The 25319-nt window shown below is 70.7% G+C and carries 22 protein-coding genes; 11 read left to right on the top strand and 11 right to left on the bottom strand.

The window, feature by feature from the left end; genetic code table 11:
* Positions 1-29 precede the first annotated feature (29 nt).
* From CF165_RS35620 to rnhA, 5 genes are all read right to left on the bottom strand, one after another.
* Positions 30-3101: a glycosyl hydrolase 2 galactose-binding domain-containing protein gene (locus tag CF165_RS35620; RefSeq protein ID WP_205661056.1), complete on the bottom strand. Its 3072-nt coding sequence runs from the start codon at positions 3099-3101 to the stop codon at positions 30-32.
* Between the two features lie 118 nt (positions 3102-3219).
* The gene (locus CF165_RS35615) at positions 3220-4452 is read right to left on the bottom strand and encodes a hypothetical protein (protein WP_093951981.1); all 1233 of its coding nucleotides are present in this window, start codon (positions 4450-4452) and stop codon (positions 3220-3222) included.
* 45 nt (positions 4453-4497) lie between these two features.
* Positions 4498-4920, bottom strand: coding sequence for a hypothetical protein (locus CF165_RS35610; protein WP_093951980.1), 423 nt, complete (start codon positions 4918-4920; stop codon positions 4498-4500).
* Positions 4920-5300 (bottom strand): YchJ family protein, encoded by a 381-nt coding sequence (locus tag CF165_RS35605; RefSeq protein ID WP_093951979.1) that lies wholly within the window; start codon positions 5298-5300, stop codon positions 4920-4922. The genes CF165_RS35610 and CF165_RS35605 overlap by 1 nt, the downstream gene beginning before the upstream one ends.
* A 63-nt stretch (positions 5301-5363) precedes the next feature.
* Positions 5364-5825 (bottom strand): ribonuclease HI, encoded by a 462-nt coding sequence (rnhA, locus tag CF165_RS35600; protein WP_093951978.1) that lies wholly within the window; start codon positions 5823-5825, stop codon positions 5364-5366.
* A 75-nt stretch (positions 5826-5900) separates the two neighbouring features.
* On the opposite strand from rnhA, the gene CF165_RS35595 reads away from it, so the two are divergent.
* From CF165_RS35595 to CF165_RS35580, 4 genes are all read left to right on the top strand, one after another.
* Positions 5901-6608 (top strand): Crp/Fnr family transcriptional regulator, encoded by a 708-nt coding sequence (locus tag CF165_RS35595; protein WP_093951977.1) that lies wholly within the window; start codon positions 5901-5903, stop codon positions 6606-6608.
* A gap of 478 nt (positions 6609-7086) precedes the next feature.
* Positions 7087-8052 carry a hypothetical protein gene (locus CF165_RS35590; RefSeq protein ID WP_205661055.1) on the top strand — a complete coding sequence of 322 codons (966 nt, stop codon included), beginning with the start codon at positions 7087-7089 and terminating at the stop codon, positions 8050-8052.
* 6 nt (positions 8053-8058) lie between these two features.
* Positions 8059-8673, top strand: coding sequence for a hypothetical protein (locus CF165_RS35585; protein ID WP_093951976.1), 615 nt, complete (start codon positions 8059-8061; stop codon positions 8671-8673).
* A 20-nt stretch (positions 8674-8693) separates the two neighbouring features.
* A complete protein-coding gene (locus CF165_RS35580) occupies positions 8694-9476 on the top strand; it encodes a DUF1684 domain-containing protein (protein WP_093951975.1) in 783 nt (260 codons plus the stop codon).
* Positions 9477-9511: 35 nt separating this feature from the next.
* Here the strand turns inward: CF165_RS35580 and CF165_RS35575 are convergent, their stop codons facing one another.
* From CF165_RS35575 to CF165_RS35565, 3 genes are all read right to left on the bottom strand, one after another.
* Positions 9512-9997, bottom strand: a complete 486-nt coding sequence (locus CF165_RS35575; RefSeq protein ID WP_093951974.1) for an AMIN-like domain-containing (lipo)protein — start codon at positions 9995-9997, stop codon at positions 9512-9514.
* 103 nt (positions 9998-10100) lie between these two features.
* A complete protein-coding gene (locus CF165_RS35570; RefSeq protein WP_143268727.1) occupies positions 10101-13619 on the bottom strand; it encodes an NB-ARC domain-containing protein in 3519 nt (1172 codons plus the stop codon).
* 65 nt (positions 13620-13684) lie between these two features.
* Positions 13685-14362, bottom strand: coding sequence for an MBL fold metallo-hydrolase (locus CF165_RS35565; RefSeq protein WP_093952097.1), 678 nt, complete (start codon positions 14360-14362; stop codon positions 13685-13687).
* 109 nt (positions 14363-14471) lie between these two features.
* Between CF165_RS35565 and CF165_RS35560 the strand changes: the two genes are divergently transcribed.
* Both CF165_RS35560 and uvrA read left to right on the top strand, forming a co-directional pair.
* The gene (locus CF165_RS35560; RefSeq protein WP_093951972.1) at positions 14472-15677 is read left to right on the top strand and encodes an acyltransferase family protein; all 1206 of its coding nucleotides are present in this window, start codon (positions 14472-14474) and stop codon (positions 15675-15677) included.
* Between the two features lie 98 nt (positions 15678-15775).
* Complete coding sequence (gene uvrA / locus CF165_RS35555) at positions 15776-18637, top strand: excinuclease ABC subunit UvrA (protein ID WP_093951971.1); 2862 nt, start codon at positions 15776-15778, stop codon at positions 18635-18637.
* Between the two features lie 4 nt (positions 18638-18641).
* Here the strand turns inward: uvrA and CF165_RS35550 are convergent, their stop codons facing one another.
* Positions 18642-19193 (bottom strand): fibronectin type III domain-containing protein, encoded by a 552-nt coding sequence (locus CF165_RS35550; protein WP_093952096.1) that lies wholly within the window; start codon positions 19191-19193, stop codon positions 18642-18644.
* Between the two features lie 222 nt (positions 19194-19415).
* Between CF165_RS35550 and CF165_RS35545 the strand changes: the two genes are divergently transcribed.
* The 4 genes from CF165_RS35545 to CF165_RS35530 all read left to right on the top strand — a co-directional run bounded on the left by CF165_RS35545 (position 19416) and on the right by CF165_RS35530 (position 21838).
* The gene (locus tag CF165_RS35545) at positions 19416-19931 is read left to right on the top strand and encodes a hypothetical protein (protein WP_093951970.1); all 516 of its coding nucleotides are present in this window, start codon (positions 19416-19418) and stop codon (positions 19929-19931) included.
* A gap of 145 nt (positions 19932-20076) precedes the next feature.
* Positions 20077-20628 (top strand): sigma-70 family RNA polymerase sigma factor, encoded by a 552-nt coding sequence (locus CF165_RS35540; protein WP_205661062.1) that lies wholly within the window; start codon positions 20077-20079, stop codon positions 20626-20628.
* Positions 20625-21341 carry an anti-sigma factor family protein gene (locus tag CF165_RS35535; RefSeq protein ID WP_093951968.1) on the top strand — a complete coding sequence of 239 codons (717 nt, stop codon included), beginning with the start codon at positions 20625-20627 and terminating at the stop codon, positions 21339-21341. Before CF165_RS35540 ends, CF165_RS35535 begins: the two co-directional genes overlap by 4 nt.
* Before the next feature lie 5 nt (positions 21342-21346).
* Positions 21347-21838, top strand: a complete 492-nt coding sequence (locus tag CF165_RS35530) for an SRPBCC family protein (RefSeq protein ID WP_093951967.1) — start codon at positions 21347-21349, stop codon at positions 21836-21838.
* An 80-nt stretch (positions 21839-21918) separates the two neighbouring features.
* Here CF165_RS35530 and CF165_RS35525 read toward each other — a convergent pair whose 3' ends face one another.
* Positions 21919-23340 carry an MFS transporter gene (locus tag CF165_RS35525; protein WP_093951966.1) on the bottom strand — a complete coding sequence of 474 codons (1422 nt, stop codon included), beginning with the start codon at positions 23338-23340 and terminating at the stop codon, positions 21919-21921.
* A gap of 103 nt (positions 23341-23443) precedes the next feature.
* Here CF165_RS35525 and CF165_RS35520 point away from each other — a divergent pair, with 103 nt between their 5' ends.
* Complete coding sequence (locus CF165_RS35520) at positions 23444-23842, top strand: winged helix-turn-helix transcriptional regulator (RefSeq protein ID WP_093951965.1); 399 nt, start codon at positions 23444-23446, stop codon at positions 23840-23842.
* Positions 23843-23955: 113 nt separating this feature from the next.
* Here the strand turns inward: CF165_RS35520 and CF165_RS35515 are convergent, their stop codons facing one another.
* The gene (locus CF165_RS35515) at positions 23956-25305 is read right to left on the bottom strand and encodes a cation:dicarboxylate symporter family transporter (RefSeq protein ID WP_093951964.1); all 1350 of its coding nucleotides are present in this window, start codon (positions 25303-25305) and stop codon (positions 23956-23958) included.
* Between the last annotated feature and the right edge of the window lie 14 nt (positions 25306-25319).

The raw sequence follows: 25319 nt of genomic DNA, 5'->3' as shown, positions 1-25319 counted from the left end.
GGGCGGCGCGAAACCGCCCCGGCCCGGACCTAGACGGTGATCTTGTCGACGTTCGGGCCGCCGTTGGCGGTCGTCGCGGTCGCCTTGATCTTGTTCGTCCCGGCGGTCAGCGTTGCCGGAATCGTGACCGTCTGCCACGTGTCCCAGTTCCCGGTGCCGCCGAACGCCACCCCGGACGCCACCTTCGTACCGTTCACCGTGATGTCCATCGGCCGGTTCGCCGTGGTGCCGTTGGCGAACCGCAGGACGACGTTCGCGGGTCCCGCCGCGGCCGCGGTCACGGAGAACTCCACCGCGCTGCCGACCGCGTTGTCGTAGTTGACGAACCCGCCGCCGGTGTAGCCGGTGTGGTTCGACTCCACGACGCCGCTGGTGATCGTCGCGTCCTCGGCCTGGTAGTCGGCCGGGGTACCCGGGTCGACCGAGCCGTCCGCCGGGATCGTCTTCGTCCCGGTGTTCCAGCCCGCGACCCGCACGGACGGCTTGGCGCCCTTGAGGTCCGCGGTCCGGTAGGTCGCCGTCAGCGTGGTGGACTCGCCCGGCCAGAGGCTGACCTGGTTGTCCGTCCACCGCACCGGCAGCACCGGCGCACCCGCCGCGCCGACCACGTGCGCGTCGACGAAGAACGCCGGCACCTTGCCGGACGAGCCGTTCTTCAGCGTCACCTTGGTCGTCGTGGTGCCGTCACCGTTCGTCGTCGTCGACGCGGTCGTGTCCACCGCCACCTGCGCCAGGCCGTTCAGCCCGGACAGGTCGGCGTACGACGTCGTCGGCGTGTAGTACCAGTCGCTGTTGCCCCAATCCAGCGTGTCGGCCTTGGTGGACAGCCAGTACACGTTCCGGCTGACCTCCTTGCCCGACGAATCGGTCAGGACCAGCTTCGCCAGGTACGTCGTCGACAGCCCGCTCACCGAGCCGATGGTCAGCGCGGTCGTCTTCGCGCCGTCACCGCCCACCGAAACGCTCTTCGTCTGGTCGAACTTCGAGGTGCCGTCCAAGTTGAACAGCTGCACGCGGGCGGTCAACCCCGAGGCCGCGTCGTGGTTGTGGTTGACCACCACGACCGACTTGGTGTCGTACGAGTACTGGATGTGCAGCGGCTCGTTCGCCTTCTTGGCCCCGAAGTAGGAGCCGTTCTGGTCGAGGTAGGCGTCGAACAGCTGCCAGTGCAGCGACGTCCAGCCGCTGTTGAGCATCCAGTAGATGATCCCGGTGGCCGGGTTCGAGCCGTCGCTGAAGTTGCGCGAGTGCGACTCGAACTCGGCGCGGATGTTCTCGTACTGCGCCAGCTGCGCCTTCCGGACGAAGTCGTCGAGACTCGCCGGCTTGCCGTAGCGGCCGGTCAGCGCGTCACCGAACAGCTTCAGGTTGGCGAACGTCGACGACGAGGACCGGTGGTACTGCGCGGCCGACGGGTTCTTCCACAGCGTGTCCAGCTCGCCGGACGACATCATCCGCTTGAGCGTGTCCATCGTCGGGATGTCCGGCCCGGCGCTGGTCTCGGAGTTGAAGCCCCACGCACCGCCGAGGTCGCTGTGCGCCTTGTCGTACCAGTAGTTCGGCGGGACGTAGTCGTACGGGCCGTTCATCTTCATCCCGGACGACCCCAGCTGCGGCGAGGACTTCGCCGACGCGGCCGGCACCACCGGCGTCGGCCAGTCCGCGGCGCTCAGCGCGTCGAGGTAGTTCTTCTCGATCGTCGCGTCGGGCGCGAAGTCGCTGCCGATGAGGAACGAGATGACGCTCGGGTGGTCGCGCAGCCGCTCGGCTTCCGCGGTCATCGACGCCTTCGCCACCGGGTAGTCCGCGGACGTCCACGAGTCACCCGGTTCGCTGCCGTTGACCTGGCCCTCCCACTTGTCGCAGCACTCCCAGCCGGGCAGCGTCAGCACGCCCATCCGGTCGGCGAGGTCGAAGAACTCGTCCGGTTCGATGTGCCCTTCCAGGCGCACGGTGTTGAGCCCGAGGTCCTTGACGTAGGCGAGCTTGTCCGCCGCGTACTGCTCGTTCCAGCGCAGGAACAGGTCCGGCGAGTAGCCGCCGCCCTTGATCAGCAGCGGACGCCCGTTGATCGTGTACGCGCGGCCGCCGCCCGAGTTCTTGTTCGCCGTCACCTGGCGGACGCCGAAGCTCGAGTGCGAGGAGTCCGACGCCGTGCCGCCGGCGCTCGCGGTCAGGTCGAGGTCGTAGAGCGGTTGCCCGCCCATCCCGGCCGGCCACCAGATCTGCGGGTTGTCGATCCCGACCGCCGGGAAGGTGACGGTCTTCTTCTCCTTGGCCGCCAGCGAAACCGGCTGGCTGATCGCGCGTCCGGCGACCGTGCCCGACACCGTCGCCGACACCGCGGCCGCGCTGTCGTTGCGGACGTCGGCCTTCACCGTCAGGTCGGCGTGGCTCAGCCCGGTCAGCTTCGTGACGACGTGGCCGCCGCGCAGCGCCACCGGGCCGCTGCGCCGGACGAGGACGTCCCGCACGATGCCCATGTTCTGGTCCGGCGGGGTCTGCGCCCAGTCGATCCAGCCCATCGACAGGTCCTTGTTCGGGTCGTTCGGGTAGATCTTGAACGCGACGCTGTTCGTGCCCGCCTTCACCTGCGCGGTGATGTCCAGGTCGTGGCGGGTGTAGGCGCCGGTGACCTGGGTCTTGTCGGCGATCCGCGTCCCGTTGACCCAGACGTCGGCCTTCGACAGCACGCCACTGAAGTCGAGGTACGTGCGCTGGGTGGTGTCGGTGACGGTCAGGTCGGTGCGGTACCACCACGGGACCTTGAAGTCCGCGGTCGGCACGTTCTTCATGTTCGTCGAGTAGAACGGGTCGGCGTACTTGCCGTTGGCCAGCAGGCCGGCGTAGACGGTCGACCGCGGGCCGACCGGGTACCAGCCGGACGTGTCGTAGCCGGGCTTGGAAACCGCGGAGTCGTCGCTGACCTGCGCCGACGTCTGGATCAGGAAGCCGGGCACCGCGGTGGCCGGGCTCGCGGCGGTGACCACCGCTCTCGCCGGTTCCTGCCCGGTGGCCGCCGGAACGGTCGCCCCGCTCACGGCGACGGCGAGCACCGCCGCCGCCAGGAGTGTCCGGGTTCTTCTCTGCCGATAGCTCACTAGCGCGCCTCCTAGGCACCACGGCGGCGTGGGGACAGCGGATAATCGTTAGGGAACTTTCCTAACAATTGCGGACGATCGTAGCGGCCCGGTCACCCGGAGAACAGGGGCGTTTCGGTCAGACCCGGGCCGCTTGCCACGCCGCCGCGGCGCGCAACGCCAGGAGCAGCGGGAGGGAACCGTCCTCCCACAGGCGTTGAGGAAGTGCTTCGCTCAGCGGGACACCGCCGGCCAGTGCCGCCCCGATGCCAGAGAGATCGACGTCGAAGAGCGTCAGCCCCGAGCTGTAGAGGCGCTCGCCGCTGACCGGACGGCGCCGGGCGACCTCGGCGCTGTCGACCCCCAGCTCGGTCAGCCCGAAGAACTCCGGCTTGGCGCCGCGCTCCATCCAGCGCGCGAACCCGACCAGCCGCGTCGAACGGACGTCCCGGGGAGTGAGGCCGCTCTCCTCGCACAGCTCGCGTTCCATCCCCGCGCAGACCGCGGTGTGGAGGAACCGGCGCGGGCTGTCGTCGGGGGTGCGCAGGTCGCGGGGTTCGAGCGAGCCGCTGCCCGAAGGCGCCAGCAGCAGCCCGCTCACGGCGTTGAGCGACGACTGCCGGACGGTGACCAGCTTGCCGTCGGTGGTGAACGCGACCGTGGAGACGCCGACGAGGTCGGCCAGCGTGCTGCCGCTCAGCTCCCGGAGGGCACCGGCGGTGTCGGTGAGCTCGGCCTTGCGCAGGTCGTACTCTTCGCCCGTGTCGGTGCGCGTGATGCGCAGCGTGCCCAGTTCGTTCGAGCAGACGGCGTCGAAGAACCGGGCCCGGTGCAGCCGGATCGGCGCGGGCCGGGCCCCGGCGGCGGGCAGCGGGTCGCCGCGCATGCCGACGATCGGGCCGTTGAACAGCAGGCGGCCACGGGCCCGCAGCGGCAGCACGTGCGGCGCGGTCGCCTTCAGCGCCGGCGGCAGCCGGTACGGCTCCTCGGCGACGTCGATGGTGTGCCGCTCTTCCCACAGGTCGCGGTCGATCGCGGCGCTGACCAGCGCCGTCCCGCGGGCGGGCACGGCGAGGTAGGCCGATTCCGGGTAGGCCGCGGGCGGCGGAAGCTCCGCGGTCGGGAAGGGCGCGGCGATGGTGGTGAACTCGAACCCGGCCCACCGCCGGCGCAGCAGCCGGACGTCACGGGTGAAGGTGGCCACGCCCAGCGCGAGCGCGACGACGGAGAGCACGACGCCGACCGCGCTCGGCAGGATGGTGACGACGCCGAGCACGACCCCCAGCCCCGACGCGGCGAGCGGCCACTCCCGGGCGCCGAGGAAGCCGAGGTAGTCCGCCTTCGCCCGGGCGCGGCGCGTCAGTTTTCCCATCGCCGCACTGTTTATCACGACGAAGGCGGGGCGCGGGGCGGGTTTCTACTCCTTTTCGATCCCGAGGTCGGCCTTGAAGAGTTCGATCACTGCGAGCCGCCGCCGGTCGACCGTGTCGACGACGGCCTGCTCGACCCCGCCGGCCGCGGCGATCTTCGTGTGCACCTCGATCACGGTGCCCGCCAGCTCCCGCGCCGGGCCGGCCACCTCCCGGCCGGCCAGGACGTCGATCTCGGCCGTGGCGGCGTGGAGACGCGCGTCCTCGCTGCGGCTCCGGTCGCCGGCCATCGCCTGCCCGTAGCTCGCGCTGATCGCACGCAGGTACTCGGCGTAGACGGCCTGCTTCAGCTTGCCGAGCGCGTCCTCCCGCTGCCATCGGCGGTTGCGCGCCGCCTGCAGCAGCTGGAGGAAACCGCCGGCCAGGACGCCGAGGAGCGCGCCCGCCACGCCGACGATCGCGGTGCCCATCAGGCTTCCGCGTCCAGGTAGACCCAGTGGCCGTCCTCACGGCGGAAGCGGCTGTTCTCCTCGAGGAAGCCGTCCCGGCCGCGGTGGCGGTAGTGCGCCCGGAACTCGACGGTGCCCTCGCTGTGCAGCAGGCCGCCCCCGGTGCGGCCGAGGATCTCCAGCCGCGTCCACTCCTGGCCGGCGTCGAGCGCCAGCCGCCGCGGCCGGGTGTCCGGGTGCCAGGTGCGCAGCAGGTATCCGGTGTCCCCGACGGCGAAGGCGCTGAACCGCGAACGCATCAGCAGCTCGGCGGTGGGAGCGGTGAGCCCGCCGTCGTGGAACCGGCCGCAGCAGGCGGCGTAGGACTCGGCGAGGCCGCACGGGCACGGGGCGGGAGGCATCGGGGAATTGTGCCACGAAGCCCCGGCGGGGGCAGAAAAGGCGCGCTGTCCGTCCATTCCGGACTAACCGGCGTTGACCGGCTTCCCGGTTTCCCGCGCCTCCTGCGCCCCGCGCACCGCGAGCCGGTCGGCGCGCTCGTTGTCCGGCAGTCCCGCGTGACCCTTCACCCACAGCCATTCGACCTGGTGCTCGCCGACCGCCGCGTCGAGGCGCTGCCACAGGTCCGCGTTCTTGACCGGCTCGCGCGCCGCCGTCTGCCAGCCGTTGTTCTTCCAGCGGGGCAGCCACTGCGTGATCCCGTTGCGGACGTACGTGCTGTCCGTGTAGACGCGGACCTGTGACGGCCGGGTCAGGCTCTCCAGGGCCCGGATCGGCGCGGTCAGCTCCATCCGGTTGTTCGTCGTCGGGGTGGCTTCGCCGCCGTACAGCTCGCGCTCGTGCCGTCCGTAGCGCAGCACCGCGCCCCAGCCGCCCGGTCCGGGGTTCCCGCTGCACGCGCCGTCGGTGTAGATCTCCACGTCCACGCGGCGACCCTACCGGTCGCGATCCTCGCTCCTGGCCGCCACACCGGGTTACCGTGGTGATCCGGAGGGGGAGCCATGAACGGGCACGACGAGGCGGCGGAGGGGGCGCTCCTGGCCTACCTCTCCGAAGACGATCGCGAGTACCTGCTCGCCCAAGGCGTACGCCGCCGGTTCCGGGCGAACGACTTCGTGCTCATGGAGGGCGACCCGTCCGATCACGTCCACGTGCTCGTCTCCGGCTGGGTGCGCGTCTCCACGGTCGTCGAAGACGGCCGCGAGGTGCTCTTCGGGCTGCGCGGCCCCGGCGAGGTGCTGGGCGACCTCGCGGCGATCAACGGCTGGGCGCGGACGGCGTCGTGCCGCGCGATCGAACCCTGCGTCGTCTTCCAGCTGACCGGCGCCCAGTTCCTCGCCGTCCTGCGGGCCCGGCCCGAAATCGCCATCGCGACGCTCAAGACCGTCGCCGTCCGGCTCCGCGCCGCCGAGTCCGCTCGGGTCGACTCGGCCGCGTTCGACGTCAGCCGCCGGGTCGCGGTGCACCTGCTGCGGCTGGCGGAGGAACACGGCCGGACCACGCCGGAGGGCGTGGTCATCGAGGCCGCGCTGTCGCAGGCCGACATCGCCGCGCAGATCGGCGCCGCCCGGCGTACCGTCGCGCGGGCGCTGGCCATGCTGCGGCAGCGGGGGATCGTCGAGACCGGCCGTCGCCGGATCCTGATCCGCCGGCTGCGCGTCCTGCGGGCCTTCGCCCGTTCTGAGCCAAACGGCACACAAGAGCCGTGACAACGGGCATCTGACGGACGCCGCCACGCGGCGATTCTGGAGCACGGCCGGAATTCACGCCAGATGCCTCCGGCCGGATTTCATTTTCCAGCGAGGACGGGAAGTGCTTGCCGTGGACGTCATTGCCTCATTTCCACCCCGGTGAATTCGGTCTTCGCCGCGTTCGTGACCGGTTGCCGCAGGCGGGATTCCTCGCGGTCACCGGAAACGCGGGCGGAGCCTGTCGTGCCGGCGTTCACGGCCCCGCACCGCTCCCGGGTGCAGCGATGAGGAGGTGTGTGGGATGGAGAGCCACTCGATCTGGGCCCTGATCTTCGGGGTCAACTGACCTGTGGTGAGACCCGGCCGACCGGCTCGTGGGGGGTCGGCCGGCCGGGCATTCCGCGAATGCGGGTGTCCCGCATCTGTCACCCTCCGGCGGAACTGCCACTGGTAATGTGAGCAGCTCTTTCCGCCGACACGATCGGGAAGGGGTGGGATGACGCGGGAGATGTCGTTCCCGTTCGTGCGCGAACTGAACGAACTGCGCCGCGGCCGCGGTCTCGACGCGGCCGACCTGCACCAGCGGATCGGTCCCTGCCTGCGGGAAGCGTGCGGAATCGAAGACACCGACCAGCCCACCGCCGCCCGGCAGAAGCTCGTGCTGCGGCTCACCGAGCTGTGCGGACGGCTGCCCGCCGACCTGCGGCTGGCCGCGCTGGCCGCGCTCGGCCTGCACGAAGAGGCCGCGGGGGAGTTCCTCGACCGGCGGATCTCGTGGCTGGCCAGCGTCCTGGACCGCGACCCGCGCACCGCGCGCCGCCGGATCGACCTGGCGTTCCGGCGGCTCGACGAGCTGCTCGGGGCGCCGGTGCCCAGCCGGGACAAGCACCCGCTGGCCGGCTGGTACGTCGAGTCGATGAAGGCCATGCTCCGGCTCGACCGCGAGCCGCCGGAGCTGCAGGAGGAACGCCGGATCGTCGCGGAGGTCGACGAGCTCGACGAGCTCGTCCTGTCCTTCAGCGTGCCGGCCGAGCCGGGCAGCGACCCGGTGCCGGACATCACCGCGGACGTGCTCTTCGGTGGTGAAATCGTCGAAGCGCGCCAGGTCTCGGCGAGCCACGCGCAGTTCGTCATGCGGCTGCCGAACCCGTTGCGGCTCGGCCAGCGCCACGAGTACGGCATCCGGTTCACGCCGCGGCGCACGGCACTGCGGCCCTACTACGTGATGACGCCGCTGCGCCGCTGCGAGGAGTTCTCGGTACGGGTCCGGTTCGACCGCGCCGACCCGCCGTCGCGGGTGTGGCGGCTCAACGGCGTCCCCGGACGGGTGATCGACGACGGCGTCGACTCGGGCGACGCGCTGACCGTCAACCGGGTCGGCGAGGTGGGGCTCGAGTTCCACGACCTGCACCAGGGACTCGGCTACGGCCTCCAGTGGTCGTTCGGCTCCCGGGAGGAGTGAGGCGCCGTGCGCACCGTCCCGGTGGCCGCGACCGTCGTCCGGATCGGGATCGTCGCGCCGAGCCGCGGCCGCACCGCCCGCGCGGTGCACCTCGGGGTCACCCTGGACGCGGTGCTGGACGAGGTGTTCGAGCACGTCCCGGTGCCGTACCGCACCCCGACGTGGTACCGCAGGCCCGAGGGCGACAACACGACCTTGGTCATCCCGCCGACGGTGCCGCGCCGGTGGGTCGCGACGGGGCTCGTCGCGCTGCTGGACGACGCGCTGCGCCGCCGCAACCGCCACCTCAACGAGTTCGGCAGGCTGCGGCTGAGGCTGGCGGCCGACCACGGTGACGTCGTGCTGCGGCCGCCGTACTTCGGCGGTGCCGCGGTCGCGTTGTCGGTGTGGCTGTGCGAATCCGAAGCGCTGAAGGCGGCGTTGGTGGCGTCGCCGGAGGTGGACCAGCTGCTGATCGTCTCCGACCGGTTCCACGCCGCCGTGGCCGGCGACCTGGACGCCGCGGCGTTCCGGCGGGTCGTCGTCCCCGCCGGCGGCGAGCGCGAAATCGCCTGGCTGGCGGCAAGCCCGGATACTGGGACGCGGAATACCGGCGCGAGTGGCGGGTTGGCACCGTCGTAGGCGACGGAAAGGGGCCGGCGATGAGCACGTTCACGCAGGAGTGGCAGGACTGGAAGGCCCGGCGCGAGGCCGATCTGGCCGAGCCGCACGGCTGGCTCGCGCTGGTGTCGCTGGACTGGCTGACCGACGCGCCGCGCGAGTACCCCGGCATCCCCGGCCGCTGGTGGCAGGACGCGGACGCGGCGTACGTCGACCCGGCCGGCACCTCGCTGTCGCACGAGGGACAGGCGATCACGGACGTCCGGCGGTTCGAGCTGGTCAACAGCGGGGCGGGCACCCGGGTCCTGGCCGGTGACGTCGAGATCGAGGTGGCCCGCCGCTCGGGGTACCTGATCCGCGTCCACGACCCGAAGGCCGAGGTGCTGCGCGAGTTCCACGGGGTCCCGGCGTACGAGCCGTCGCCGTCGTGGGTGCTGTCCGGGCGGTTCGAGCCGTTCGTCGAGCCCCGGCCGACGACCGTGGGCGCGGTCGTGGAAGGCCTCAGCCACGTCTACACGGCACCGGGCGTCGTCCACTTCTCCCACGATGGAGTGGCGCATTCGCTGACCGCGTTCAACGGCAAGGAGGGCGGGCTCAGCATCCTGTTCACGGACGAGACGAGCGGGGTCACGACGTACGCGGCCAACCGGTCGCTGCCGGTGGGCGCGCCCGCGCCGGACGGGTCGGTGACCTTGGACTTCAACCGCGCGGTGAACCTGCCCTGTGCGTTCACCGACTTCGCGACGTGCCCGCTGCCGCCGGCGGGCAACCACCTGCCGTTCGCGGTCGAAGCGGGGGAGAAGACGCCGTACGAGCGCGGGTGACCCGTCCGGGGCCACCCGCGCCGGTCATTCAGTTTTCAGTGGGCGACGTCGATGACGACGCGGTTGGGCGAGGTGAGCGTGAAGACGTTCACCGCGGTCCGCGACCGCACCCCGATCCCGATCGTGGTGGCCGCCTCGAAGTCTCCGGTGACGGCGACGGCCATGACGTTGGCGAGGTTCCGCGTCCGGAACTTCTGCGGTCCGGTGTAGGTGGGGTTCCCGTTGGCGTCGTGCGCGACCAGGGCGAAGGCGGAGACGTTGATGAAGTACTCCCCGGTGAGCCACACGATCTCGCCGCTCGGGTCGGAGGTGAGCTCGTCGACGAGCTGGTAGCTGAGGGTCCCGGGCACGTTCCCGGCGGACAGGTCGAGCACGATCCGGTCGAACCCGGGGTTGAGCCCGGTCCGGATGTTGATCAGGGCGGGCGTGGTGGAAGCGGCCTGGGCCGGTCCCGCGGCGGCGAGCGTCCCGGCGAGCAGCAGCATGACGGCGGCGAGCGCGCGTCTGAGGGTCTTGGACATGGTGGGCCTCCTGGCGGAGCGAACCGGTGGAAGTCCCAGCGCTGGGTCTTCGGGGGACGTCCGGTTCGTCCGGTGCGTTGCCCGGTGAGCGGCTTTTGACACCTCAAGCGTTACCCGGCTGCTCCGATCGCGGCTCGCCGTGCTCGTCTCCCGGGACGTAGGTGAACCAGGAGATGCCGTGCCCGCCGACCGCGACGAGCCGGTCGTCGCTCAGCCACGCGCAGCCGGACACTTCGCCGTCGAGGCGGAACTCGGTGAGGCAGGCCCACGTCCGCGCGTCGAGGATGCGGAGGGCCCGGTCCTCCGTGACCACCGCGAGCAAGGAGCAGCCGGGAGACCAGGCACCCGCCTTGGCGTCGGCCTCCGCCGTCTTGAGTTCCCGCACCAGGGTCCAGGAACGGGTGTCCCAGTACTGCAGCTTTCCGTCCACGTGCACGATGAGGGCGCTTTCGTCCGGGACGATCAGGCTGCCGTCGGGCTCGGTGCCGAAGGTGAGGGTCTTGAGCGTCTTCCAGGTTCCGGTGTCGGCGATCAGCAGCCGGTTGCCGTCTTTGACGGCTATCCACGAGCCGGAAGGGGCGACGGTGGCTTCGAGGTAGTGAACGTCCCGGCTGCCGCGCTTGAACCGTCGCTTCAGCGTGTCCAGCCGGGAGTCCGGGACCTCGGGCACCTGGTCGTGGACCTGGAGCCCACCGGTTTCGCCCGCGGTCAGGACGACGGGATCGGCCCAGGTGCCGATGTTCCACGCGACCACGTGATCTTGCTGGGAGACGCAGACGATGTCGCCACCGATCGAGAGGTCGCGGACGTACCGGCCCGCCGGGTGGTTCAGGCTGTGCGACGACTGCCAGTTCCCGGTGTCGCTGACACACACCGAGCTGGTTCGTTCGGCCGCGAGGTGCCGGCCGTCGAGAGTGGTCTGGAGGGTGTCGATGCCGCCCAGGTACCGCAGCTCCTCCCGCGGTTCGGCGGACGCGGGGTCGTAGACGACCACCGAGTTCGCTTTGGCGACCGCCAGCCATGATCCGTCCGCCGGGGCGGCGCAGGCCTTGACCCCGCCGTCGCGGTCGCGGTCGATTCCGGTACGGGCGCGGGCCGGCGTCCACAACCGCAGTGTCCCGTCGCCGCCGGTCGACGCGAGCACCGAGCCGTCGGCGGTGAAGGCCAGCCGCCGGACCTCGGCGCCGTGCGCGGCGATGCGGCCCGTCGGCAGCCAGGTCCGGGTGTCCCAGAAGGTGACGATGCCGTCTTCGCCGCCGGTGGCGAGCGTGTGGCCGTCCGAGGAGAACGCCGCGGCGGTCAGGTCGAGATGATGGTGGAGCGTGTGCCACAGCTTGCCGGCGCGACCGGCGTCGTAGACGGACAGTCCTGTGATGCCGACCGCGGCGATCCACCGCTGGTCGGGACTGACCGCCACGTTGATGACGTAGGTGTAGGGCTCTTCAGGCAGGACGGTGTGCGTTCCGGCTTCGGGATTCCACAGTTTCAGGCCGTCACGGTCGAGGAGCAGCAACCGGCCCTCGACGACCGGAAGACAGGCACGCGCCGACTCCGGCACTTTGAACCCGCCCGTCTTCACACCGGTGGGCAAATCCCACGTGAAGACGTTGCCGTCGCTGTCCAAGGTGAACAGCTTTTCCCCGTCGGCCGAGAAGGCGAGGCTGGACAGCCAGGTGCTGTGTCCTCGGAGCACCGAGGTGGTTCGCCACGTTCCGGTGTCCCACAGCCGGATCGTCCCTTCGTCGTCCGCCGAAGCGAGCACCTTGCCGTCGGGGGAGAGCGCGAGTACGTCGTCGTCGATGTCCGGGGCGTCGACCAGCCGGATCAGCCGTCCGCTTTCGGGTTCCCAGAGCCGGATGCCGTCGTTCACAGCCACGGCCAGCCAGCTGCCGTCGGGGCTCAGTGCGCTGGCGCTGACCTGCCCTTCGGCGCCTTCGAGCACCCGGTTCAACGCGGGGTCCGGGAGGTCCGGCAGCGGCCGCCGCGGCACGAGACGGGGAACGCCGTCGACCGCTTTCAAGGCGGCTTCGCGGAGTTCTGCCAGCCAGTCCACCTGGCTCAGGCGTTGCGCCAGCGCGTTGACCACGGCGTGGTCGGGTGTGCCGGCGATCAGCAGATGCCCCATCTGGTCCAGGAAGCGCGTGAGGTCCGTGGCTGGTTCGGTGCGCACGAGAGCCAGGTCTTCGGCGATGGCGACCGGCCCGAACCGGCGCAGCTTGGCGATCACCCACGGCGGAGACGTCACCAGAGTGGACAGCTCGTCCGTGCGCTCGGCGCCGGCGAGGTGGTAGGCGAGGGTTCGCCAGAGGTGTTCCGCCGACGTGGGCAGGGTCCACCAGGGGACCGGCTGCCGGTCCGGTTCCGGCAGCGTGGCCGCCACGGCGTCCAGGAAGCTCTGGTGAAGAACCGTCAGCCGCTCGGTCCCGCATTCGTAACGCAGGTAGGTGCGCACGATGTCGTGCAGCCGGAGATCGGTCGTGCCCGCGCGCCGGGTGACGAGGGACAGCTCGGCCAGTTCGTCGCCCAGCCGCTCGCCGTCCTCGGGGGAGAGTCCCGCCGTCTTCTGCCAGAGCGTGGCCACCAGCTGCTGCGGGATCTCCACGTCCTCGGGGAAGATCGCCAGTTCCACCACCCGGTCGCGGCGATCGCCCAGCACCCCGAGCGACGACTCGAGCGTCGCGGCGACGGCGCGGTCGCGGCGCGCGGCGTCGGTGACGTCGAGTGCCGTGGGGCCGCGCTCCTGCAGCCGCCGAAGCAGCAGGCTCGCGGTGGCGGCGACATCGCTTCCGTCCCGGGCGGCCCGGCGTAGTGCGCCGTTGGCCAGCCCGAGGGCCAGCGGCCACCGGCCGGTGAGGTCGAGCAGCTGCTCGCGAAGCTCTTCGGGCAGTTCGGGGAGGCCGCCGGTGACCAGGTCGCGAGCCTGCTGCCGGCTCATCTGGTCCACCACGACCGCTTCCGCGCCGTCCGGCAGCAGATCGGGGATCCGGGTGGTGATCAGCAGCGTGCACCCGCGTCCGGCGTTGAGGAACGGGCGGAGCTGCTCGGCCGTCCACACGTCGTCGACGACGAGCAGCGAACGGCCCTTCTCCTCGAGGAGCTCGCCCAGGCGGAAGCCGGCCTGCTCGGGACTGGTCAAGCCGGGCCGCTGCCCGTCGATGCGCTCGATGAGGTCGTTGATCGTGTCGGCCAGCGCGGCACCGCGGACCTCCTGGCCGACCGTCACCCAGTCGATCCAGCTGAACGTGGCCTTGATGTCCGGCCGCTCGCAGACCTCGGCGGCGAGGGTCGTCTTGCCGAAACCGCCGGCACCGGCCAGGCCCGTGGTGATCCCGACCTGCCCGGCCTTGCCGCTCAGGAGGGGCCGCACGATGCGGGCCGTCAGCTCCGGGCGGGGCACGAACGCGCCACCGGGGCGGGGCACGGTCGAGATCACGGTGGATCCGCCGTGCCCGCGCCGCGGTGTCGCGCGCCAGATCTCGAGGCCGACCCAGGCGGCCGACAGCACGGCCAGTGCCACGAAGACGAGCCAGCTCCAGCCGGAAGTCAGGACGTTGATCGTGATGGCCACCGCGATGTTGGCGAACGTCGCCCCGGCCGCCGCCGCGGCCTGCTTTCGCTTCAAGCTCGCTCCAATGCGCGGGAACACCGGCCGTCCGCGTCATTAGGTATCACGCGGCCAAGCCGAAGTCACCAGCCGCGCTCGCGCCACTCCCGCAGCTTCGGCCGTTCCGCGCCCAGCGTCGAGTCGTCGCCGTGGCCCGGGTAGAACCACGTCTCGTCCGGCAGCTCCCCGAAGATCCGCGACTCGACGTCGTCGAGCAACGACGTGAAGTTCTCCGGCGACGCGGTCTTCCCCACCCCGCCCGGGAACAGCGAGTCCCCGGTGAACAGGTGCGGGATCCCGGCCGGATCGCGGTACAGCAGCGCGATCGACCCCGGCGTGTGCCCGCGCAGGTGGATCACCTCGAGCGTGATCCGGCCCACCGACAGCGTGTCCCCGTGCTCCACCAGGAAGTCCGGCGGCACCGGCAGCGGCGGAGCGTCCAGCGGGTGGGCCGCGGTGTTCGCGCCGTTGGCCCCCGCCACCGCGCCCAGTGCCTGCCAGTGGTCCTGGTGCTGGTGGGTCGTGACGACCGTCTTCAACGCGGGCCGGTCCGGGCCGTGGCCGATCAGGTCGGAGATGCGGTCCGGGTCGTTCGCCGCGTCGACGAGCAGTGCCTCGTTCGACTCCCGGCACACCAGCAGGTACGTGTTGTTGTCCATCGGGCCGACGGACAGCTTGGTGATGGTCAGCGCGTCCAGGGTCCGCCGGGTGGCGTCGCCGCCCGGGTCGACGTGCCCGGTGTAGGTCTCCACGATGTTCACCGTGCACACGGTAGTCGTTTCGTTCCAAGCGGTTCCACCCGCACAGGCGCCTGCCCGGTCCGCCACGTAGGCTTCCGGGCGACCCCGCCAGCCCGACCCCAGGACGACCGTGCCCACCTCGCCGACGCCGCGCCGGATCAGCTGGGATCTCCTCCGCGTAGTCGCCGTTTCGGCGGTGATCCTCGGGCACGTAACGCACCAGGGCGCCCTCCTGCACCCCGAGCTGACGGGGTACCCCGTAAGGGTGACCGCGCAGTTCGGCGCGGCGATCCTGCTCGTCATCTCCGCGTTCTTCGTGTGCGCGAGCCTCCGCAAGGGGCACCCGCGCCGGTGGTTGTGGAACCGCGTCGCGCGGCTCGTGCCCGCGTACTTCGTCGTCGTCCTCGTGACCTACGTCGTGACGCGGTGGGCGGCCATCTCCTTCAGCGGCCTGCCCTACCCGCCCGGCGTCGCCGGCTTCCTCTTCGGCGTGCCGCAGGGGCCGCCGGCGAACCCCTCGCCGTGGTACATCCCGACCGGGCTGGACCTGGTCGCCAACCTCGGCATGGTGCAGGAGTGGGGCATCCGCTGGGACGCCTTCTACTACCTCGACGGCTCCTACTGGACGTTGCCGGTGCAGCTGATGGCGTTCACCGGCGCGGCCCTGCTGTGGCCGCGGTCGTGGCGGACCCACCGGCTGACCGTCGCCCTGCTGTGGGCGCTGATCCTCGTCCCGCTCGTGCTCCGCTTCCTCGTCTTCGACCCCGCGACGGTGCGCCCGGTCGTCGACAGCTTCTACTACGGCCTGGGCCTGCACCGGCTGCACGTCTTCGCCATCGGGATCGCGATCTGGTTCTGGTCGCGGCGGCGCCTGGAGACGTGGCACGCCGCCCTGTTCGGGATCGCCGCGGTCGCCGCGCAGGACCTGCAGGTGTTCCCGCTGCACCGGGCGCTGCCGCAGGACGCCGAGCGCTGGCCGTCCACGATCGGGTTCGCCGTGCTGCTCCTGCTGGTCTGCCTGGCCGCCCGCGGCCCGGACTGGCGGTTCCCCGGGCTGGCCCGGATCGCCCCGGCCGTCACCTGGCTCGCGGGCATCTCGTATGGTCTTTATCTGGTGCACCAGGAACTGGGTTACATCCTGGCCCGCGCGCTCCTGAACGTCGGCGTCCCCGGCTGGCTGCGGCTCCCCGCGGTCCTGGCCGCCGCCGTGCTGGCGGGCTGGGCGGTCACCGTGGGGGTCGAACGCCCGGCCCACCGGTGGCTCACCAGCCGTCGAAAGTCCGAAGAACCGCAGGTCACAGCCTCGGAACCCGTTTCTGTCGGTGGTGGCTCGTAGCATGGTTGCGGCCACCCGTGCGCGCAGTTTCAACCAACACCGACCGGGTCGGCGACCGCAGCTGAGAATGACTGAGAATGACCTGAGAGGACCCTGGCGTGGCTGATCGCCTCGTTGTTCGCGGTGCCCGCGAGCACAACCTCCGCGGCGTGGATCTCGACCTGCCCCGCGACAGCCTGATCGTGTTCACCGGCCTGTCCGGGTCCGGGAAGTCGAGCCTCGCCTTCGACACCATCTTCGCCGAAGGGCAGCGCCGCTACGTCGAATCGCTGTCGGCGTACGCCCGCCAGTTCCTCGGGCAGATGGACAAGCCGGACGTCGACTTCATCGAGGGCCTCTCGCCCGCGGTGTCGATCGACCAGAAGTCGACTTCGCGCAACCCGCGTTCGACTGTGGGCACGATCACCGAGGTCTACGACTACCTGCGCCTGCTCTACGCCCGCGCCGGCAAGGCGCACTGCCCCACGTGCGGCGAGCCGATCAGCAAGCAGACCCCGCAGCAGATCGTCGACCAGGTGCTGGAGATGGACGAAGGCGTCCGCTTCCAGGTGCTCGCGCCGGTGGTGCGCGGGCGCAAGGGCGAGTACGTCGACCTGTTCGAGAACCTGCAGCAGCAGGGCTACGCGCGGGTGGTCGTGGACGGCACGGTCCACGCGCTCACCGACCCGCCGAAGCTGAAGAAGCAGGAAAAGCACCAGATCGCGGTGGTCATCGACCGGCTGAGCGTCAAGTCGAGCTCACGCCAGCGGCTCACCGACTCGGTCGAGACGGCGCTGCGCCTGGCCGACGGGCTGATCGAGCTCGACTTCGTCGACCTGCCGGAGAACGACCCGCACCGGATCCGCGGCTTCTCCGAGAACCTGGCCTGCCCCAACGGCCACCCGCTGGCCATCGAGGACCTCGAGCCCCGCTCGTTCTCCTTCAACTCGCCCTACGGCGCCTGCCCCGAGTGCACCGGCATCGGCATCCGCAAGGAGGTCGACCCGGAGCTGGTGGTGCCGGACGACGAGCTGTCGCTGGCCGAGGGCGCGATCGCGCCGTGGTCGGGCGGCCAGAGCGCGGACTACTTCATCCGGCTGCTCGAGTCGCTGTCGGAGACGATCGGCTTCCGGATGGACACGCCGTGGCGGCGGCTGCCCGCGCGCGCCCAGAAGGCGGTGCTGCACGGCGTCGACGAGCAGGTCCACGTCCGCTACAAGAACCGCTACGGCCGCCAGCGTTCGTACTACGCGGCCTTCGAGGGCGTCATCCCGTTCCTCGAGCGGCGCCAGGAGCAGACCGAGTCCGAGTACATGCGCGAGCGGTACGAGGGCTACATGCGCGAGGTGCCGTGCCCGGCCTGCCAGGGCACCCGGCTCAAGCCGGAGATCCTCGCGGTGACGCTGGCGCACAAGACCCGTGGTGACATGTCGATCGCCGAGGTCTGCGCGCTGTCCATCGCGGAGGCGTCGCAGTTCCTCGACGAGCTGGAGCTGGGCCAGCGCGAGACGATGATCGCCGGCGCGGTGCTCAAGGAGATCCAGGCGCGGCTGCGCTTCCTGCTCGACGTCGGCCTGACGTACCTTTCGCTCGACCGGGCGTCGGCGACGCTGTCGGGTGGTGAGGCGCAGCGGATCCGGCTGGCGACGCAGATCGGTTCCGGCCTGGTGGGCGTGCTGTACGTGCTGGACGAGCCGTCGATCGGCCTGCACCAGCGCGACAACCACCGCTTGATCGAGACGCTGACCCGGCTGCGGAACCTGGGCAACACGCTGATCGTCGTCGAGCACGACGAGGACACCATCCGCTCCAGCGACTGGGTGGTCGACATCGGCCCGGGCGCGGGCGAGCACGGCGGCCACATCGTCCACAGTGGACCGTACAAGAAGCTCTTGAAGAGCAAGGAGTCGCTGACCGGGCAGTACCTGTCCGGGCGCCGCAGGATCGAGGTGCCGGCCATCCGGCGGCCGATCGACAAGAAGCGGCAGCTGACCGTCGTGGGCGCGCGCGAGCACAACCTGCGCGGGCTGGACGTCTCGTTCCCGCTGGGCTGCCTGGTCTCGGTCACCGGCGTCTCCGGCTCGGGCAAGTCGACGCTGGTGAACGACATCCTCGCGACGGTGCTGGCGAACAAGCTCAACGGCGCCCGCCAGGTGCCGGGCCGCCACACCCGGGTGAACGGCCTGAACAACGTCGACAAGCTGGTGCGCGTCGACCAGTCGCCGATCGGGCGGACCCCGCGGTCCAACCCGGCCACCTACACCGGTGTCTGGGACCACGTCCGCAAGCTGTTCGCCGCGACGACCGAGGCGAAGGTGCGCGGCTACCAGCAGGGTCGGTTCTCGTTCAACGTCAAGGGCGGCCGCTGCGAGGCGTGCGCCGGCGACGGCACGATCAAGATCGAGATGAACTTCCTGCCGGACGTCTACGTCCCGTGCGAGGTCTGCAAGGGCGCCCGGTACAACCGGGAGACCCTCGAGGTGCACTACAAGGGCAAGACCGTCTCGGACGTGCTCGACATGCCCATCGAGGAGGCCGCGGAGTTCTTCGAGCCGATCAAGGCCATCCACCGCCACCTGCAGACGCTGGTCGACGTCGGCCTCGGCTACGTCCGGCTCGGCCAGCCGGCGCCGACGCTGTCCGGCGGTGAGGCGCAGCGCGTCAAGCTGGCCAGCGAGCTGCAGAAGCGCTCGACGGGCAAGACGGTGTACATCCTCGACGAGCCGACGACCGGCCTGCACTTCGAGGACATCAACAAGCTGATCGGCGTGATCAACGGGCTGGTCGACAAGGGCAACTCGGTGATCGTGATCGAGCACAACCTCGACGTGATCAAGACCTCCGACTGGATCATCGACATGGGCCCCGAGGGCGGCTCGGGCGGCGGCACGATCGTCGCCGAGGGCACGCCCGAGTACGTCGCCGAGGTCGAGGGCAGCTACACGGGCGAGTTCCTCCGCCACGTCCTCGTGGCCGAGTAAGCGGTCACCGCTCCTTGCCGGTGGTCTGGTGGACCACCGGCGAGAGCGGGCCGTAATACAGCGTCCGGAGCCGGTAGGCCGACCTCTCCTCGCCGGGGAGCAGCGAGAGCGCGCAGGTCGTCACGTTCGGGTCGGTCACCTCCACCGGGTCGAAGTCGGGCGCGCCCGGGCGCCGGATCTCGAGCAGGAACCCGGCTTCGTCGCTCGAACGGTCGGCCCAGGTGAAGGTCACCGTTTCGCCGGACGTCACCGCGTGCAGCTCTGTCGAGACCGGACCGGTGAACGGCTGCACCCGGTAGTAGAACGGCGTCTCCGGGATCAGGTCCGGGTGGTGGTAGCTCGTCGTGTGCGGCGGCAGGAACCGCAGCGTCGTCCACGGCCCGGCCGGGTCGTTCGCGTAGTCGACCCGGTGGCCGACGTCGTTGTGCGGCGAGTCGTCCGGCCAGCTCAGCACGATGTCCGTGGGCGAGGTCAGGGTCGCGGTGAAGGACGGCGGCGGCGCCGCGGAACAGCCCGCGGCCAGCAGCGCGGCGAACACGAGGGGTTTCGCGGACACGACGGCCTCCCGGACGGACGGGGGCGGCGGTGCGAACGTGATCAGCTTAGGAACGCGCCCGCACGGCGACAAGATCGTGCCGATCACCGGGACAGACCAATCCGGCGGCGAACCGGCACCGAATCGCGCGAAACCGGGCTGAACCGTTTCGCGTGGGCGGCCGTGTTCTGGGTGTCGAGGTCCGCCGGACGGCGGTGCCGCCCTCACCGAGGAGAGAACGTCATGAACCGTATCCGGCCGGTCGTCGCCAGCGCCGTCGCGCTGGTCGCCGTCGCCACGTTGTCGGCCTGCAGCGAGATGGCCTCCGGGGCCCAGGGACCGCAACACGGTGAGCCGGGCCACAAGATGCTGTCCGTCGGCACGGTCGCCGGCGTCGGCGCGGTGGTCACCGACGCCGACGGCAAGACGCTCTACCGGTTCGACAAGGACCTCTCCCAGCCGCCGACGTCCAATTGCGACGGAGAGTGCGCGACGCAGTGGCCGCCGATGCTCGCCGGAGTGGCGACGCCGATGCTCAAGGGCATCCAGGACACCCAGGTCGGCACGGTGACGCGCAAGGACGGCACCAAGCAGATCACGCTCAACGGCTGGCCGCTGTACGAGTTCTCCGGCGACAAGGTCACCGGCGACATGAACGGCCAGGGCGTCAACGGCGCCTGGTTCGCCCTGGCGCCGGACGGCAGCAAGATCACCGCGGGTAAGCAGGGCGGTCCCGCGGCCGGTGGCTCCGGGTACTGATCACCGACGGTTTTCCGGGCAAACGAGGAAGGACGGGCAGCCGATGAACACCATGGTCGCGCTGCGCTCGGCGCACGCACCGCCGGTGACACTGGGGGTTGCAGTACTGTCCTCGCCGACTCAGAACACCGTCGGGAGGACGAGGGTGGCCATAGGAGGCAGGCGGCCTAAGAAGGCCAAAGGTGAAGACCTCATTCGGCAGCTGTACGCCGAACACGGGCGAAGCCTGCTGGCCTACGCGACGAGGCTGACCGGTGATCGGGCGGCAGCCGAGGACGTGGTCCAGGAGACGCTCGTCCGAGCGTGGAAACACGCGGACGATCTGCAGAACGACGGGAAGGGCTCGGTGCGCGGCTGGTTGCTGACCGTCGCGCGCAACCTGGTCACCGACCGGGCACGGGCCCGGGCGGCACGGCCACAAGAAGTGGCCGAACCGGCCGAAGGCGTGCCGACCCCGTCCGTCGAGCGTGACCACGCCCAGGGCGTGGTCGACTCGATGACGGTGCTCGGTGCGATGGACGGGCTGTCCAACGAGCATCGAGAGGTCCTGGTGGAGATCTACTACCGGGGACGGACGGTGGCCGAAGCGGCGAGAACACTGGGCGTCGCACCGGGTACCGTGAAATCAAGGTCTTACTACGCACTAAGAGCACTCAGAGCAGCGATGATTTCGAGCGGAACGGAGGTGGCGCGATGAACTCGGTCGACGAGAGTCACACGCAGCTCGGCGCGTACGCCCTCGGCGCGCTCGACCCCGGGGAGGCGGCCGACTTCGAGCGGCGGCACCTGCAGACCTGCGCGCAGTGCCGGTTCGACCTGAACGAGCTCGTGGCGTTGCGCGAGTCGCTCGACGAGGTACCGCCCGAGGCGTTCCTCGACGGGCCACCCGAAGGCGGGGACCTGCTGCTGCAGAAGACCCTGCGCCGGGTGCGCGACGAAGAGGAGCGCGTGGCACCGGCCCGTTCGACGTCACGGCGGGGCCTGGCCCTGGTCGCGGCGGCGGTGCTGGTCGTGGCCGCGCTCGGCGGCGGGATCCTGGTGGGACGGCAGACCGGCTCGACCGGTCCCGACGTCGCGATCCCCGCGCCGCAGACCGATGTGCCCGGCACGAAGAACGCCGAAGGGCGGGACCCGACGACCGGCGTGCAGCTGGCCGCGTCGGTGGCCCCGTTCCAGGGCTGGGTCCGGGTCAACGTCGCCGTGAAGGGCGTCAAGGCCGGAGAGCAGTGCCTGCTGCAGGTCGTCACGAAGGAAGGCCAGGCGGTCACCGCCGGCAGCTGGAAGGTGTCCGAGAAGTGGGAGAGCCAGGGCTTCTCGCTCGACGGCTCCGCGCTGGTGGCACCCGACGACGTGAAGTCGGTCGACATCGTCACGGTGGACGGCCGGAAGCTGGTCTCGGCCCAGGTTTGACAGGCATGACGGGTGCGCAGTACCGGTTCCGCAGCACGTGGCTGCTGCCCGGAACCGCGCCCGAGCGGGTCTTCGGCGTGGTCACCGACCTCGCCGGCTACCCGAGGTGGTGGTCGGACGTCCGCGCGGTGCGCCGCGTGGACGACGACACCGCCGAGCTGGTTTGCCGGTCCCGGCTGCCGTTCCGGCTGATCGTCCGGATGCACCGGGACCACCAGGACGAGCGCACGGGCCTGATGCGGGTCAGGCTCAGCGGCGACCTCGACGGGACCCTGGCGGGAGCGGTCCGCGCGGCGGGCGCGGGCACGCTGCTGGAGATCACCCAGGACGTCCAGGCCCGGAAGGAGTTGCTGCGGCGCCTCGACACGGTGGCCCGGCCGCTGTTCCGCGCGAACCACGCGCTGATGATGCGGCGGGGCCACCGTGGACTTTCGGCCTACCTCTCCCGTGATCGAAGCGCCGGCTCGCGTGATCAGGAGGTCGACTCACGTGATTGAAGGGACGACACGCCGGGCTGGCCGTGTCGTCCCTTCAATCACGAGTGTCGACCCTCGGATCACGCGAGCCGGCGCTTCCGTCACGCCTGACCGGCGACGCAGACCTCGGGTTCGGGAGCGGCGGCGGAGATCCGGCGGGGGCGGCGGGCCAGGACCAGGCCGCCCAGCGCCACCGCCGCGATCAGGAAGCCCGCGCTGACGCCGTACGCCAGCTGGAACCCGGCCGCCAGGGCCTCGCGGTGGTCCACCCCACCGAGGCTGGCCGTCCGAGAGGCGGCCACCGTGGCCAGCACCGCCGTACCGACGGCCGCGCCGACCTGCTGGGTCGTGTTGATCAGGCCGGACGCGGCACCGGCGTCCGCGGCCGGGACGTCCGCCATCGCCAGCCCCATCAGGGCCGGGATGGCCACGCCGGCGCCGAGGCCCATCAGGAGCAGCGGCGGCAGGACGTCGGCGAAGTAGGAGCCCGACACCCGGGTGAGCAGCAGCAGGCCCACGATCACCAGGCCCAGCCCCGTCAGCAGCACCGCCCGCGGCCCGAACCGCGCGGTGACCTTGTCCGCGAAGCCGAGCGACGCCACCGCGATCACCAGCGGCACCGGCAGGAACGCGACACCCGTGCCCAGCGCGTCGAGGCCCAGCACCTGCTGCAGGTACAACGCCGTGACGAACTGGAAGCCGAGCATCCCGGCGACCATCAGCACCATCACCAGGTTCGCGCCCGTCACCGCGCGGAGCCGGAACAGCCGCAGCGGCAGCAACGGCGTCCGGGCCTTCGCCTGCCGCACCACGAACGCGGCCAGCAGGACGACCGCCGCGGCCAGCGCACCCCACACGGCGGACGAGATCGCGTACACGCCGAGCATCACCGCGCCGGTGACCAGGACCGCGCCGAGGACGTCCAGGCCCGCCCGCAGGCCGGTGCCGCGGTCCGCCTCGACCACCCGGACGGCCAGCAGCAGCGCGACCACGCCGATCGGCAGGTTGACGTAGAACGTCCAGTGCCAGTTCAGCGCCTGGGTGAGCGCGCCGCCCGCGATGAGCCCGATCGACGCGCCCGCCGCCTGCGTGAAGCTGTAGACGCCGATCGCCTTGGTCCGCGCCCGCGGCTCGGGGTACATCGTGACGATCATGCCCAGCACCACGGCCGACGCGAGCGCACCGCCGATGCCCTGGACGAACCGCGAGACGACCAGGACACCCGCGTCGGAGGCCAGACCCGCGACCAGGGAAGCGAAAGTGAACAGCGCCAGCCCGCCGAGGAAGACGCGGCGGCGGCCGATCAGGTCGCCCAGGCGGCCGGAGATCAGGAGCAGGCCGCCGAACGCGACCAGGTAGGCGGTGAAGACCCAGGAGAGCCCGGCGGGCGTGAACCCGAGGTCGGCCTGGATCGCGGGCAGCGCCACCGCGACGATGCTGCTGTCCAGCACGACCATCAGCGAGGCGGCGCAGAGCACCGCCAGGGCGAGGCCGCGGGAGCGGGTGGGGTGGTTCTCGGCCATGTCAGGCCCCTCCAGTCGAGATTCCCCTGGTCGTTGCCAGGGCACTTCTTGTAACAGTGCCCATCATGTGTGACCATGACTGCGCCGGGAAGGAGGCACTTTCATGTCCCAGGGGAACATCGATGTACCTGTCCAGGCAGTCGAGGTGGACCCGGAAAAACTCGACGTCTGCACGGTGCTGGAGGTCATCAACCGGATCAGCGGCAAGTGGGCGATCGGCATCCTCCTGGAGGCCACGCGGGGCCCGGTGCGGTTCACCGAGCTGGAGCGCTCGGTCGAGGGGATCAGCCGCCGGATGCTGACGTTGACCCTGCGCAACCTCGAGCGGGACGGCCTGCTGGTCCGCACGGTCTACCCGACCGTCCCGCCGCGTGTGGAGTACGAGGCCACGCCGATGGCGAAAGAGCTCTACCAGTCGCTGAACGGCCTGCTCGGCTGGGCGGAGCGGCACCGCGACGAGATCGCCGCCGCGCGCGTCGTCTACGACGCCCAGGCGGGCTGAATTCTGCTTGCCCAAGAACGTGGAACGGGCCGCAGTGCGAGGTCGGGGAGACTCGCACCGCGGCCCGCGGTGGTTCGTGCTCAGCGGGGGCAGTGAGCACGAACGTCAGGGGGTCAAGCCGGGACCTTTTCGCCCTCCGGCTCGGTTTTCACCGGCTCGTGCTCGTCGAGCATCGTGGCTTCGTCGAACGGTTCCTCGCCGGCGAACACCCGCTGGGCCTGTTCGCGGTCGAACTCCTTCGTCCAGTTTCCGATGAGGACGGTCGCGACGGCGTTGCCGGCGAAGTTCGTCAGCGCGCGGGCCTCCGACATGAACCGGTCGATGCCGAGGATGAAGCCGACGCCGTTGACCAGCTCCGGCCGGTGCGACTGCAGGCCGCTGGCGAGCACCGCGATGCCCGAGCCGCTGACGCCCGCCGCGCCCTTCGAGGCGAGGATCATGAACAGCAGCAGGCCGATCTGCGAGCCGATGGACAGCGGCTCGTCCTGCGCGGAGGCGATGAACAGCGTCGCCATGGTCAGGTAGATCGCGGTGCCGTCGAGGTTGAACGAGTACCCGGTGGGCACGGTGATACCGACGACCGACTTGCCGACGCCGAGGTGCTCCATCTTCGCGATCAGGCGCGGCAGCGCCGACTCCGACGACGACGTCGAGAGGATCAGCAGGAACTCGCGGCGCAGGTAGTTGAGCAGCTTCAGGATGCTCACCCGCGCGCCCATCCACAGGACGGCACCGAGGACGCCGAAGACGAACACGAGGCAGGTCAGGTAGAACCCGATCATGATCACCGCGAGGCTCTTCAACGCGTTGAGCCCGGTCGCGCCGACCACCGCGGCGATGGCGCCGAACGCGCCGATCGGGGCGGCCCACATGATCATCGCCAGGATCCGGAACACCAGCCGCTGGATGTGCTCGATGCCGCGCAGGATCGGCGCGCCCTTCGGGCCGAGCTTCTGCAGCGCGAAGCCGACGAGCAGGGCGACCAGCAGCGTCTGCAGCACCTGGCCTTCGGTGAAGGCCGAAACGAGTGTCTTCGGGATGATGCCGAGCGCGAACTCCACCGGGCCGGCCGAGCCGGTCGCCGAGTCGTGCGCCTTCTTCACGTCGCCCGCGTTCAGGTGCAGCCCGCTGCCGGGGTGCAGCAGGTTGCCCACGATCAGGCCGATCGCCAGCGCGAACGTCGACATCGCGATGAAGTAGACGAGCGCCATCAGGCCGATCTTGCCGACCTTCGCCGCCTTCGCGACCGACCCGACGCCGATCACGATGGTGCAGAAGATGATCGGCGAGATCATCATCTTGATCAGGTTGACGAAGCCGTCGCCCAGCGGCTTCAGGCCCTTGGCGAAGCCGGGGAAGAGAAAGCCGACCGCGATACCCAGCAAGACCGCGACGATCACGGCCAGGTAGAGGTAGCGGGTCTTGTCGCGGCGCGGCGCCGCGTCGGGGGTCGGTGTAGGCACCGTTGCCTCCAGCT

The sequence above is a fragment of the Amycolatopsis vastitatis genome, from assembly GCF_002234595.1.
GTDB lineage: Bacteria > Actinomycetota > Actinomycetes > Mycobacteriales > Pseudonocardiaceae > Amycolatopsis > Amycolatopsis vastitatis.
Note: the sequence above shows the minus strand (reverse complement) of the source record. Positions and strands in the feature narration are given on the sequence as shown.